The sequence below is a fragment of the bacterium genome, from assembly GCA_040754625.1.
Classification (GTDB): Bacteria; JACRDZ01; JAQUKH01; order JAQUKH01; family JAQUKH01; genus JAQUKH01.
Genome location: JBFMCF010000093.1, coordinates 30,620 through 44,084 on the forward strand (window position 1 = coordinate 30,620; position 13,465 = coordinate 44,084).

The following is a 13,465-nucleotide window of genomic DNA, read 5'->3' on the forward strand; positions in this document are numbered from 1 at the left end:
CGAAGGACGACGCGATGTATCCGCAGTGATACATCAAGGAGGAGTGAGGAAGAAATTGACCAAAGATGGGCATTCCCGAAGGGCAGGGCTCTTTTGCCCTGCTTCTGCGTTGCTCGTCGCTTACCATACCGCAGAGGGTATGTTGCGCTACGAGCGCCTTGAATCAGGACAAAATAGCCTCTGCTATCTATCAAAAATTAACTTGCCAGAGCACTATAAGCGGTTTCATAAGTTTCTTCTACTACAGTTAGCTACAGGACTTATGCACTGCGTTATCGGCACAAAATGTCCTCGACATAGCACTGCTATGCCTCCGGGCATTTTGCGCCTGCTGCCTTGTTCATAAGTCCTTCGCTTAACTTCGTGACGAATCGACTTATGAAATCGCTTCTAAAAAATCCCCGTGGAATGCCGATAAATTTAAGTAGTATTTTGCTTTAAATCAAATCGTAAATAATGTTTTATAATAAAACGCGAAATGAACATAAAACACAAAACATTTTCCGGCGGGTATAAACTGAAAAATTTTGAGGGGGAGCCGAAAGAGACCCTGATTGAGCTTGGAATCCCGGAAATGGTGGCTATTCCTTTAAAGCAGGGTTTTGGGAAAGAAGTCCCCCCGGTTGTCCGGCAGGGGCAGAGAGTGAAAGCAGGCCAGATTATCGGCAGGGATGACGATTCGATTTCAACTCCCGTCCACGCGAGTATCGGAGGGATTGTCGAGGAAATAAAAAAAATAGATTACCTGCATGGAAAAGTAGATGCCGTAGTGATAAAATCAGATGGTTCTGCCGATTGGCAGTCCCTGCAGGGCCATAATTACGATTGGAAAGGAAAATCTTCCGAAAAAATTGAAGAATCATTGTATTTATCAGGTGTTACCGCTTTGAACAGGGGAGGCATTCCCACCCGCTATAAGAGTTCCCCGATTTTCCCCGGACAGGTTCAGGACGTAATTATTCATGGGATTGGTTCAGATGTATACAGCCTTTCTTCATTTTTATTATTGAAAGACTCATGGATTTCTAATTTTGTCGACGGCATAAAAATTCTAAAAAAGATTATGCCCGGCGCACGGTTTCATATCGCCTTCGGCGAAGGCAGGGGAACATTAATAGAAAAAATTTACAGCCTTCTGGATGATGAAACCGTTACGTTTTACAGCCTGGCCTCAAAATACCCGCAGGCATTCGACGAAATCCTTATTTCCACGATTTTAGGGAAGACTTTTCCTTACGGAAAAATACCGACGGACATCGGCGTGGTGGTTTTTCATATACAGAATGTCATCCAGGTTTACGAGGCCGTTACAATGGGGAAACCCTTCATAGAAAGGACCATCGCCCTTTGCGGCCATGGATTCAGAGAAAGTTTGTATGTTAAGACGCGGATAGGGACACCGGTGGAATATATTATTAAAGGAAGAATAAATGAAGACGAGGATTTGCGGTTTGTAATAAACAGCCTTTTGAACGGCATTGGGATTATGGATTTATCCCTGCCTTTAGACCGGACGTGTTACAAGATAATTTCAGTTTCAGAAAAAAAACCGGAAGAAATTTTTCCTTTTATAAAACTTGGTTTTGGCGATGACTCCTATTCAAACACGTTCCCGCCCAATGTTTTAGGTTTTAAAAAAATCATAAATACCAATATGCGCGGGGAGAGAAGGGCATGCGTGTCCTGCGGGTTTTGCGAGGAGGTCTGCCCTGTCGGGATAATACCGCATCTTATTTATAAATATTTTGAAAAAGGAATTATTGACGAAACGCTGATGACCCTTAAAATGTTCAGTTGTGTGGGATGTAATCTTTGCAGTTACGTCTGCCCTTCAAAAATACCGGTGTCAAAATATATCATGGAAGGGAAACTGAAACTCATCAATGAAGGCCGCGACGCGTTTTCGTTTAAGCTGCCTTATGTTGATTTGAAAGGGTTTGAGGAGTACAGGGGAATTAAATAATAAGTACACTGGGTCGCCAGTGCACCATGTCGCCAGTTGAGAAGAAAAGAAATTCTTTTTGAAAAACTGGTGACATAGTGACTGGTTCTCTGGTGCTCGGTATAATTATTATGGAATCAAAAAATACACATTTGAAAATTTTGTCCAATGTAGTTAAAGGGATTCTTTACGGTACGGATTCAAGGACGGAGCACGCGCCGCACATCCTGGACCACTTGGAATTGAAGCGGTATATGTTCTTCGTGATTATCGCGCTTATGCCGAGTGTGATAGCGTCGGTATATTTTTTCGGGACAAGGGTAATAAAAATCATTCTTGTTTCCTATATTTTCGGCGGAATAGTTGAAGTGGCGTTCGCCCTTATAAGGAAAAAGGACATTGAAGAGGGTTTTTTTGTCACGGGACTGATTTTCCCGCTTATCCTGCCGCCTACCGTGCCTTTATGGATTGTTGCTTCAGGGATCATATTCGGGACATTTTTCGGGAAAGAGGTTTTCGGGGGCACAGGTAGAAATATTTTTAATCCCGCATTAACCGGGAGGGTGTTTATTACAATCGCTTTTCCTGAAATCATGACGGCAAGCTGGCAGGTCCCGCTGACGGACGCGATAACTTCCGCGACACCCCTTACAATGTTTAAAACCGAACATTTTATTACATCATACCGCGACCTTTTAATGGGAAATGTTTCAGGAAGCCTTGGGGAAACTTTTCGCTTGGGAATAATTATAGGCGGTGTGTTTTTAATGTGGACAAAGGTCAGCAACTGGCGTGTCCCTTTTTCATATCTTGGTTCAGTCTTTATGTTTTCACTGGCCGGGAACATGCTTTTCCCGTCTAAGATAGCGCCTTTTTTATTCCAGCTTTTGTCAGGCGGGCTTTTATTTTGCGCAATGTTTATGGCAACCGATCCTGTAACTTCGCCTTTTACAAGGGAGGGTAAATATGTCTTTGGGGTCCTGTGCGGGCTTTTTACGGTTTTAATACGAAGCTTTTCAGGTTATGTGGAGGGCGTGATGTTCAGCATTCTTTTAATGAACGCGTTCAGCCCTTTGATAGACCAGGTTATTTTGAAGATAAAATATAAGCCGCTGGCATGATATAAAAGAAAACTAAAGAACGGAAAATACCCAGGAGAATGGTGTGAAGGAAAAAATTAAAATGGTTATATTTGTCGTTATACTGGGGACAGTGTGCACTTTTTCCCTTGTGGCCATAAACGGTTATACGGCGCCGATTGTCGAGAAGAATAAGGAAATAAAAATCAAAAAAAGTCTTTTAGAGGCGTATGGTATTTCTTATGAAAAGGGAAATAAAGAAAATATAGAAAAAATTTTCATGGAAAATGTAACTGTATCCGGGAATGAAGGCAAAAAAATTTATATTAATAAGGATAAAGAAACAGCCTTTGAATTCGCGGGCTCCGGGCTCTGGGGGCCGATTACAGGTGTTATTTCTTTTATGCCGGACCTCGAAACAATTAAAAACATTGTGATAATCCACCAGGAAGAGACCCCGGGGCTGGGCGGGAGGATAGGTGAGAAGGCGTATCTTGACAAATTTAAAGATAAAAAATTTCTGCCGGACATAAAAATAGTCCCGCCGGGAAAAGCGCAGAAAGAAAATGAGATTGACGGGATTACCGGCGCGACAATGACGGTTAAGGCGTTTGAGAAACTGGTTAATAAACAGGTGGAAATGTATAGGAATAGTTTGAAAAGCAAAAAAAATTGAATTTATTTTTTTGCTCAAATAACCCCTATTAATCTCCCCTTATCAGGGGAGTAATTCGTGTTATCCCCCCTGGTAAGGGGGAATAAAAAGGGGGTTAAAATACAGAATATGTCAAAGATAACCCAATCCAAAAGCTATAAAGTTCTCATGGACGGCCTCTGGAACGACCATCCCGTCTGCAGTATGATACTTGGGATATGTTCGTCCCTTGCCATAACAAACAAGCTTGAAAATGCCATTGTTATGGGATTGGGCGTAACATTCTGCCTGGTTTGCACCGCGGTTTTTATTTCGGCGATGCGGAATTTTATACCGTCGCACGCGAGAATGATAGTTTACATGATTGTTATAGCCTCATTTGTCATAATAGTCGACAGGTTTATAAAAGCGTATTATCCCGATATAAGCGAGGCAATCGGGCCTTATATCGGTTTAATAATTACCAATTGCATTCTTATGGGAAGGGCGGAAGCGTTTGCGATAAAAAACGGTATTTTTTACTCGGTTTTGGATGGGATTGGTTATGGGCTTGGATACACTTACACGTTAGTTGTTTTTTCGGTCATCAGGGAATCGTTTGGTTTTGGAAGCATATTGGGAATGAGGGTCATGCCTCAGAATTGGACAAACTGGGTGGTTATGGTCATGGCACCGGGCGCGTTTTTTGTTTTAAGCCTTTATTTATGGATATATAAGACATTGAGAAGCGTTCGCGTAGAAAGGAAAAGTGTTGTTAACAAGGGGCATGACCTCTTGTTGAGGAGTAAAAAGTGACAAAACTATTAATCATTTTTTTCGCGACGATTTGGACAAACAATATTGCGTTTACATATATCCTTGGAATGTGCCCTTTTATTTCACTTTCACGAAGCATGAAAACCGCTGTCGGAATGAGTATTGCCGTGGTTTTTGTGGTTGTTTTGACCGCGGCCATAAACTGGCCTGTTTATCATCTTATCCTGGTCCCGTATAAAAGCGAGATTATTTATTATATAGTTTTTATCATTGTAATCGCGGCGACTGTTCAATTGCTTGAAATGATAATGGGTAAATTTTTCCCGGTGCTTGAAGCGATGTTCGGGATTTTTCTCCCTTTGATTACAGTTAATTGCATTGTCCTGGCTGTGTCCCTTTTTATGGTTTTAAGAAATTATTCTTTCCGGGAATCGATTGTTTTTGCGTTTGGTTCAAGCGTGGGGTGGATGTTCGCGATTATTGTTGTAGCGGCGATCAATGAAAAATTAAATTTGATTGGAGACATTCCTGATGGTTTAAAGGGGCCCGGAATTGTTTTGATTATCGCGGGGATAATTTCATTGGCATTTCTGGGGTTCGCGGGAATGGTTAATTTGTAGGGGCTCAAAATTTTGAGCCCCTACATATAATTTATTAATATTATGACTACTATCTTAATAATGGACCTGATTTTGATAGCGGTGACGGTTTTGATCCTCATAGGCGAGAAATTACTGCTTAATTACGGGGAATGCAAAATAACAATCGAGCAAAACGGGAAAAGAAAAGAATTGAAGGTCCAGGGAGGGAGGACACTCCTGGATTACCTTGTTGAGAACAAAATCGATATTTCTTCATCGTGCGGCGGAAAATCAAGCTGCGGTTACTGCAAGATAAAAATAATAAAGGGCGGGGGTGAGATATTTCCCCAGGAAGAAGTGTTTATGACCCGTGAAGAAAAACGCAGCGGGATGCGGCTTGCGTGTCAGGTCAGGGTAAAAGAGGATATCGAAATTTATATACCGGATTTTTTAGAAACTATTAAAGGAATGGTCAGGAACCGGAGTTACGACCCGGCCAAACGCTGGCAGTTCAGGATAAAAAACCAGGTTTATTACGATGTTGATTTAAAGGAACAGTACCTTGCCCCGGGAGAGAAAGAGATAATCGATAAAATATTTGACGAGGTTAAAAATATAAAAGGCCCGCTGATGCCGGTCCTTCAAAAATCTAATGAGGCTTTCAGGTATTTGTCTGAACCTGTTTTAAGGTATATATCACAGAGACTGGAGATACCGGTAAGCGTTACATTTAGAATCGCTACCTTTTATAACGCGTTCAGTTTAAAGCCGAAAGGCAGGTACCAGGTGGATGTGTGTCTGGGTACCGCGTGTCACGTAAAGGGCGCCGCGGACCTTATTCTTGCTCTTGAAAAAGGGTTAAATCTTAAAACAGGGGAAACCACGAAAGACATGCGGTTCAGCCTTGAAACAGTCAGGTGTCTCGGCTGCTGCGGGCTCGCGCCCGCGCTGAAGATCAACCAGGATGTGTATGGGCTGATGACAAGGAAGAAGGCACCGGAACTGGTCAAAAAATATGAAAAAACTGAAAATTGAAGATCTTGACAGGATTTCTAAAACGCTTGAAGAAATAATTCGCGGCCGCGAAGGCAAAATCCTGGACAACGGAAAGAAATACCTGATGCTTTGCGGCGGGACCGGTTGTATCTCAAACAAGTCTTTTAAGGTAAGGGACGCCCTTCAGGCTGAAATAAAAAAACGGAACCTGGAGGAAAAAACATCCGTCGTTATAACAGGGTGCAACGCGTTTTGCGCGAAAGGGCCGATCATTATTGTTATGCCGGACGGGATATTTTATCACAGCGTGACAGAGGAGATTGTCCCCGAGCTTGTGGATGAGCATCTTATAAAAGGTAAACCTTTCGAAAAACTCATGTATGTTTCGGAAAAGACAAATACCACGATCCCAAAAATCAAAGACATTCCTTTTTTCGCGAGGCAAACGATTGTTTCATTAAAAAACAGGGGAATAATAGACCCTGAAAATATAGATGATTACATCGCGATAAACGGTTACAGGGCACTCGCGAAGGCGCTTTCCAAAATGACGCCGGCGGAAATAATAGATGAGATAAAAAAATCTGGGCTTCGCGGAAGGGGCGGGGCCGGTTTTCCCGCGGGCTTAAAATGGGAGATGTGCAGGAATGCCCGGGGAAATATTAAATACGTGGTATGTAACGCTGATGAAGGTGATCCTGGCGCTTACATGGACAGGAGTATTATAGAACTTGACCCGCATTCTGTCCTTGAAGGCATGCTGATAGCTGCTCTTGCGGTAGGCGCGAACGAAGGATATATTTATATAAGGACCGAATATCCTCTTGCGAGGCAAAGGCTTGAGACCGCGATTAAACAGGCAAGAGAATACGGGATACTCGGCAAAAATATTTTCGGGACTGATTTTTATTGTGACATTTTTATCAGGCAGGGATCAGGCGCGTTTGTGTGCGGAGAGGCCACGGCGCTTGTCGCGTCGATAGAAGGAAAATACCCCGAACCGAGGCATAAACCGCCGCACCTTGTCGATTCAGGGCTCTGGGGGAAACCCACATCGCTGAACAATGTTGAGACTTTCGCGACGGTGCCTTCCATTATAAATAACGGCGCTGAATGGTTTAATAAAATCGGGACGGAAAAGAGCAAAGGGACAAAGGTATTTTCTCTTGTCGGCAAAATTCAAAACAGCGGGCTTGTGGAAGTCCCGATGGGGATTACTTTAAAGGAAATAATTTTTGACATAGGAGGAGGTATCCCGAAGGGCAAAAAATTTAAAGCGGTCCAGACTGGCGGGCCGTCAGGCGGGTGTATTCCCGAAAGCCTGCTGGACCTGCCCGTCGATTATGAAAGGCTCGCGGGAGCCGGTTCGATAATGGGTTCCGGCGGGATGATTGTCATGGACGAGGACACCTGTATGGTAGATGTGGCGCGGTATTATATCGAGTTTACAAACGACGAATCCTGCGGGAGATGTTCATCATGCAGGGACGGTTCGTCCGCGATACTTGAAATATTGGAAAGGATATGTAAAGGCGAAGGCAGTGAAGATGACCTTGTTTTTCTTGAGGAGCTTTCCGCGGTCATAAAGGACGCGTCAATGTGCGGGTTGGGGCAGAGCCTGCCGAACCCTGTTTTGACAACGCTCCGTTATTTTAAAGATGAATATGAAGCGCATATAAAAGAAAAAAAATGCCCTGCGAAAGTTTGCAAGACGCTGATAAGATATCATATTGATGAGAAAAAATGCACCGGATGCATGCTTTGCGCTAAAAATTGCGCAAGCGGTGCAATTTCGGGCGAAGCTAAAAAAATCCATAAAATTGATTTGGATAAATGCGTAAAATGCGGGCTGTGCATGGAACTGTGCAGGTTTAAGGCAGTGGTGGTGGAATAGAAATTTTGTCTAACCCACTTTTATTCCCCCTTATCAGGGGGATAAAGAAACTGGGTGGGAATAATTCTGATTACTCCCCTGATAAGGGGAGATTAAGAGGGGTTTTTAATGTTTTTCCGCCAGAGGCGGATCTGCCTTAGGCATGAAATTTAGCTCAAAAAAATTAGGCAAAAATTTTAAAATGATAAATATAATAATCGACGGCAAAAATTTACAAATGGAGGAAGGAAAAACAATCCTTGAGGCGGCCAGGGAAGCCAGTATAAGAATACCCACGCTTTGTTATCACAAAATGCTTACGCCTTACGGTTCATGCAGATTGTGCCTTGTTGAAGTTATCCGCGGCGGCCGCACGGCCATCCACTCGTCGTGCCTTTACAAGGTTACAGAAGGCCTTGAGGTTAAAACGAATACGGAGAGGTTGAGAAAAATCCGAAAGATTATTCTGGAGCTTTTGCTCGCAAGGTGTCCTGATGCTGAAGCGGTCAAAGCGCTCGCGGAGGAATATGGAATAACACAGGTAAGGATCAGCCGTAAAAATAAAGAGGACTGTATTTTGTGCGGCTTGTGTGTTCGCGTGTGCAAAGAAATAACAGGAATGAACGCGATAAATTTTACAGGGAGGGGCTCCCGGAAAAAAGTCCAAACCCCGTTTAATAAAATTTCCGAGACCTGTATCGGGTGTGGAGCCTGCGCCTATATTTGTCCAATAAAGGCTATAAAGATTGAAGAAAAGGTCGAAATATGAAAAAATATTAGTTATGCCTGACGGCAACTGGCTTTCCCATACCTCAAAGGCCGTGGAAAATATTCTCGCGGACAAAACCTACAAAGATAATGCCCGCAAATATAAAAAAATACTGGAAAAATACAATGGCCCCAAAATGGGGGCCGAATTGATAGGGAAATATTTACAAATACCGGAAGAAAATTAGCAATCAGGCTGAAACCGAAATTGTGAAAATTTATATGGAGGGTATAAATTTTGTAATCGGTCAGTTATCAGTGGTAGCCGCAACCTTTAGGTTGCGGAAGTAGTTGGAATATAAGCATTTTTTAACGCAAGCTAAAGCTTGCGCCTACCGAAAACCACCAATAACTGACCGGTTACTAAATTTTTAAATATAATATTGATAAAATAATATTATTGTGGTAAAGTAATTATGTCGAAAGTAAAGCAGATTGGAGGTGTAATCATGTCATCAATAGTTAAAGTAAGCGGTAAAAACCAGATTGTTGTACCAAAAGAGGCAAGAGAATCCTTACATATAAAGAGCGGAACGAAACTTCTGGTAATGGTGAAAGAAGGAAGAGTCATTCTTGTCCCCGAGCCCGATGATTACGTTAAAGCCCTTAAGGGGTTAGGTAAAGAGGTATGGGAAGAGAGTGCTGAATATCTGAAAAAGGAAAGGGAAAACTGGTGAACCTGATTGAACGGATAAGTTCATGCAAAAAAATTTCGCTTGATACATCTGTTTTTATTTATCATTTTGAAGAAAACCCGCGCTATCTAAAACTCACCCAGCAGATTTTAAACTTCATTGCTTCCCAAAAAATCAATGCCTTTTGTTCTGAACTGATTATACTTGAAATACTGGTACAGCCCTATAAAAAAGAAGGGAATGACCTGATCGACCGCTACGAAATTTTATTAAGCAATTTCCCTCATTTGACCATTCTTCCGGTCGACCGTTCTGTTTTAAGGAAGGCTGCTGAACTCAGGGCAAGGTACCATATAAAAAGTCCCGATGCAATTCATCTTGCCAGCGCAATTAATTCCGAATCTGAAATTTTTATTGGGAATGATAGAAATTTATCAAAAGTAGATGATGTAGACGTGATTTTTTTAGATGAGTATTTATAGAATTAAAAATTCCTCGTCCCACGCTTCTTAAAAGAGTAGTGCTCTGGCAAATAAATTTATGCTTGAACAAAATAGAAAAATACTTTATATCGAGAACCTGCGGATTTTGCTTACGATACTGATTATTATGCTTCATATAGCCGTGACATACGGCTCCGCCGGTTCATGGTATTATTATGAACGATCTGATGACGCAATCTCGAATATCTTATTGACAATGTTTACGGCTGTTGTCCAGTCTTTTTCCCTGGGTTTTTTCTTTTTAATATCCGCGTATTTCACGCCTGCTTCATTTGAACGAAAAGGCCTGAAAAGTTTTTTAAAAAGCCGCCTTTTACATCTGGGAATTCCATTTGTATTTTATTACTTCGTTATTAATCCCTTAATATTATATATTCTGAAAACCATTTTTATGGGAGAACATGTCCAGAGCAAAAATCTGTTCGGGCCCGGGCCTTTATGGTTTGTTGAAACCTTGTTTATTTTTAACATGGTTTACGCGTTATGGGCCGGTTTTTCCGGCATGGAGGAAACAGGACGTCAAAGATTGCCCCCGCGCAATAAAAATATTTTGGTATATTTGATAATCTTGTCTTTTATAAATTTTATTATTAGAATGTTTTGCCCTGCCGGAAAGTGGTTTTTTGATTTTCAGCCGGCGTTTTACCCGGGATATATCAGTTTATTTATAACCGGGATAATTGCAGGGAGAAATAAATGGTTTGATAATTTTCCAGAAACCGCCGGGAAAAGGTGGCTTATCGTGTCTCTCACGCTTATTTTACTTCTTCCTTTCATTATGTTTTTCAGCGGCGCCGTAAATGATGTTTCTCCTTTTCTCGGTGGATTTACATGGCAGTCACTGCTTTATTCTTCATGGGAGGCATTCACGGGTGTCGGAATTATCGCGGGGCTTTTTGTTATATTCCGTAAAAAGTTTAACCGGCAGGGCGATTTGGCGAAAATAATGTCTGATAACGCGTATCCGGTGTATATTTTCCACCCGCCGGTGATTGTTTTTCTTGCCTATTCTGTTAGAAATGTTTTAATGCATCCATTGTTGAAATTTTTATTTGTTTCAATTGCAGGTGTTCCATTGTGTTTTCTGATAAGCCGTTATATAATTAAAAAAATCCCGTTCGCGAAAAAAATATTATAGGGATTAAAAATGAAACGTATAATTTCAGCAGTTTTTATATTTTGCCTTTTAGCGGGATGCCTGAAAAGTTCGAATAAACTTTCTCCCCTGGGTGAAGATGCCGTAATACTCGCGTTTGGCGACAGCCTTACATTCGGCACGGGCGCGAGAGCGGACGAAAGCTACCCGGCAATTTTGGAGAGCCTTATTGGCCGCAAGGTAGTTAATGTTGGGGTGCCCGGGGAAATCACACTGAGCGGGCTGAAAAGGCTTCCCGGTTTGCTTGATGAATATAATCCTGCCTTATTAATTTTATGCCACGGCGGGAATGATTTAATTCGCAGGATGGATGAAAAACAGGCTGTAAACAACATAAAGGAAATGATAAGCTAAAAGCAGGAATATCGATGTAGTCCTTTTAGGCGTTCCAAGGTTTGGCATATTGCTGTCGGGGGCCGAATTTTATAAAGATATCGCGGAAGAATTCGATATCCCTTACGATAATGAAACGCTGCCTGAAATTCTGATAAAACCTGATTTAAAAAGCGACCAGATTCATCCGAATGCGCAAGGTTACAGAAAAATGGCTGAAACACTGGCAAAATTGCTGAAAAAACACGGGGCGATTTAATAATTTTAAATTTGATTTATCCCGCCTTGTTTTTCCCTGCAAGCTTAATAACCTTCATAATCATATTTTGAGAACTTTTATTTTTAATTTTTCTGAAGGATTTTAAAAGCTTATTTTCTTCCCTGGCCGCATACGAAGCCCGTTTTTCAGAAATTGGGATAAATTCCCTGGCTCCAAAGAAATAAGATACCGGCACAGAAAGTATTTCCGCTATCAACTGGATATTTTCTACATTAAGTTTATTGCTTCCGTTTTCGTATCTTTGGACCTGCTGGTAAGTTACATCTAATGCTTCCGCGAGTTCTTCCTGCGAAATCCCAAGTTCTTTTCTTCGCTCTTTAATCCTTACACCGATTTGCCCGCTTGTTTTTATAGTATATTTTTTCATATTATCTGCTAATGTTACAGTTTTTATATGCCGATTGCTACTATGTAATAAATAGTAAAAAAACACTTGACAAACACAATGTAACAGGTGTATAAAGTATAAGCGAAATAAAACGGGGTGGGATGGTTTAAATTTCAATGTTTCTTTTGCTTACTGAGAGAGAGTCGCTTCCTCCTTTAAGCAATGGCGGACCCCCGTGAGAGGACTTCCTCTCGCGGGGGAAGCCTATTTTTAAAAAAATCAGCTTGTGAAAGAGTGGAAACAATATCAAAACATAAGAGGAAGGGAGGGGATAAGTAATTTAGATAAGAGTAAAATTAGAAATTGGAAATTTATATTTTCATTAAAAAATATTTCAGAAGGAGGAAAAATGAAAAAAGTGAACATGTTGATTTTGGCGGCAGTAATGATGATGGGTTTGACAACGCTCGCATCGGCTGTGGATGTAAAAGTTAATGGAAAAGTTGATTTTCGGTATAACATAGGTGGGGCGGTTAGTACGGATGGAAAGAACGATACCACTAGTTTTGTTTTTAAAAATTTAGATCTTCGTGAAGCAAGATTAACAGCAAAGGCTAATATTACAGATAAAATAAGCGCGCAGGTTTCTAACAATTTTGCAGGTGCTAACTCTGTTACATTAGAAAAGAATAATACCGGGTTAGGAGATGCTTATATTAATTTTACACTTGGCAATGGAAATTTACTTGTTGGTGCTGCCTCACTGCCTGGAATTGCTATCAGGGGAACTATATTAAATACAAAGTTACTTACTACTGGTAGCAATGGGGGAAATGTAAATAAATTAACCAGCAATGCCATTAATCAGGTTTCTTTTGCGGAGAAAGTAAATCCTCTTTCTTATGCGATTGCAATTGTTGATGGTGATGTCAATACGGAAACCGGGGGGACTTCAAAAGATTTATTTTTAAATATTGGTGCTGATGTTTCAGGTGTGACATTAGGCGCCGCATATAATTTAGATCTGAATGTGAATGATATTGATGCTCAACAGGGTTCATTTTATGCGGCTAATATTGGATATGCGTTAAATCCGGTAGATTTTAAAGTGCAATATATCGGCGGTCTTAAAAAGGCAGTGACAGGTACTGCCGGGAAAGATATTTCCGATCCGACAGCAGATGCTCCAACAGGAGAATTTGTAGTAGAAGTTGGTTTCAAAAATATTCTAACTCTTGGTTATGATATGTTTGGAAAATCAAATGCATTTACAGTAAAAGGCAATTGGAAAATAGCCGAGGGCGTTACAGGGATTGCGAGAGCAGATATATTAGGGAGCAAATACAAAGATGTTAACTTAGCAGCAAATAATATTTCTCTAGGTGTTGCTGCTGAATTTTAGTTGTTTTGAATAATATAGAAAGGCTCACAGGTTTATTTTATACCTGTGAGCCTCCTGACTTGTCCAGCTTCCTTTTTCTAAAAAAACAAACCTAATAAAATCAATGAGTTAGCGAGATAAAAGTGTAATTTTGTCGCACTAAGGTATAATAGAAGCATGTTTTATGTTCGTGCTGTTA

At 41.1% G+C, this 13,465-nt stretch carries 16 protein-coding genes; 15 read left to right on the plus strand and 1 reads right to left on the minus strand.

Annotated features, from left to right (window positions below; genetic code table 11):
* Positions 1-478 precede the first annotated feature (478 nt).
* The 14 genes from AB1498_08435 to AB1498_08500 all read left to right on the plus strand — a co-directional run bounded on the left by AB1498_08435 (position 479) and on the right by AB1498_08500 (position 11,536).
* On the plus strand, positions 479-1,963 hold the full coding sequence (locus AB1498_08435; protein MEW6088317.1) for a 4Fe-4S dicluster domain-containing protein: 1,485 nt from the start codon (positions 479-481) through the stop codon (positions 1,961-1,963).
* Positions 1,964-2,073: 110 nt separating this feature from the next.
* Positions 2,074-3,063, plus strand: coding sequence for an RnfABCDGE type electron transport complex subunit D (locus AB1498_08440; protein MEW6088318.1), 990 nt, complete (start codon positions 2,074-2,076; stop codon positions 3,061-3,063).
* 43 nt (positions 3,064-3,106) lie between these two features.
* On the plus strand, positions 3,107-3,697 hold the full coding sequence (locus AB1498_08445) for an FMN-binding protein (protein MEW6088319.1): 591 nt from the start codon (positions 3,107-3,109) through the stop codon (positions 3,695-3,697).
* 108 nt (positions 3,698-3,805) lie between these two features.
* On the plus strand, positions 3,806-4,471 hold the full coding sequence (gene rsxE / locus AB1498_08450) for an electron transport complex subunit RsxE (protein ID MEW6088320.1): 666 nt from the start codon (positions 3,806-3,808) through the stop codon (positions 4,469-4,471).
* A complete protein-coding gene (locus AB1498_08455) occupies positions 4,468-5,052 on the plus strand; it encodes an Rnf-Nqr domain containing protein (protein MEW6088321.1) in 585 nt (194 codons plus the stop codon). Before rsxE ends, AB1498_08455 begins: the two co-directional genes overlap by 4 nt.
* A gap of 42 nt (positions 5,053-5,094) precedes the next feature.
* Positions 5,095-6,048, plus strand: a complete 954-nt coding sequence (locus AB1498_08460) for an NAD(P)H-dependent oxidoreductase subunit E (protein MEW6088322.1) — start codon at positions 5,095-5,097, stop codon at positions 6,046-6,048.
* Between the two features lie 85 nt (positions 6,049-6,133).
* Complete coding sequence (locus tag AB1498_08465) at positions 6,134-7,903, plus strand: NADH-quinone oxidoreductase subunit NuoF (GenBank protein ID MEW6088323.1); 1,770 nt, start codon at positions 6,134-6,136, stop codon at positions 7,901-7,903.
* A 142-nt stretch (positions 7,904-8,045) separates the two neighbouring features.
* Complete coding sequence (locus AB1498_08470; protein MEW6088324.1) at positions 8,046-8,651, plus strand: 2Fe-2S iron-sulfur cluster-binding protein; 606 nt, start codon at positions 8,046-8,048, stop codon at positions 8,649-8,651.
* Positions 8,629-8,838: a hypothetical protein gene (locus AB1498_08475; protein MEW6088325.1), complete on the plus strand. Its 210-nt coding sequence runs from the start codon at positions 8,629-8,631 to the stop codon at positions 8,836-8,838. The genes AB1498_08470 and AB1498_08475 overlap by 23 nt, the downstream gene beginning before the upstream one ends.
* 261 nt (positions 8,839-9,099) lie before the next feature.
* Positions 9,100-9,327 (plus strand): AbrB/MazE/SpoVT family DNA-binding domain-containing protein, encoded by a 228-nt coding sequence (locus tag AB1498_08480; GenBank protein ID MEW6088326.1) that lies wholly within the window; start codon positions 9,100-9,102, stop codon positions 9,325-9,327.
* Entirely contained in the window at positions 9,324-9,767 is a 444-nt protein-coding gene (locus AB1498_08485) for a type II toxin-antitoxin system VapC family toxin (GenBank protein ID MEW6088327.1), read from the plus strand. Before AB1498_08480 ends, AB1498_08485 begins: the two co-directional genes overlap by 4 nt.
* 58 nt (positions 9,768-9,825) lie before the next feature.
* A complete protein-coding gene (locus tag AB1498_08490) occupies positions 9,826-10,926 on the plus strand; it encodes an acyltransferase family protein (protein ID MEW6088328.1) in 1,101 nt (366 codons plus the stop codon).
* Between the two features lie 9 nt (positions 10,927-10,935).
* On the plus strand, positions 10,936-11,298 hold the full coding sequence (locus tag AB1498_08495) for a GDSL-type esterase/lipase family protein (protein MEW6088329.1): 363 nt from the start codon (positions 10,936-10,938) through the stop codon (positions 11,296-11,298).
* Positions 11,299-11,347: 49 nt separating this feature from the next.
* Entirely contained in the window at positions 11,348-11,536 is a 189-nt protein-coding gene (locus AB1498_08500) for a hypothetical protein (protein MEW6088330.1), read from the plus strand.
* 16 nt (positions 11,537-11,552) lie between these two features.
* Here the strand turns inward: AB1498_08500 and AB1498_08505 are convergent, their stop codons facing one another.
* Complete coding sequence (locus tag AB1498_08505; GenBank protein ID MEW6088331.1) at positions 11,553-11,924, minus strand: helix-turn-helix transcriptional regulator; 372 nt, start codon at positions 11,922-11,924, stop codon at positions 11,553-11,555.
* A 247-nt stretch (positions 11,925-12,171) separates the two neighbouring features.
* Here AB1498_08505 and AB1498_08510 point away from each other — a divergent pair, with 247 nt between their 5' ends.
* Positions 12,172-13,287, plus strand: a complete 1,116-nt coding sequence (locus tag AB1498_08510) for a hypothetical protein (protein ID MEW6088332.1) — start codon at positions 12,172-12,174, stop codon at positions 13,285-13,287.
* The last annotated feature ends 178 nt before the right edge of the window (positions 13,288-13,465 follow it).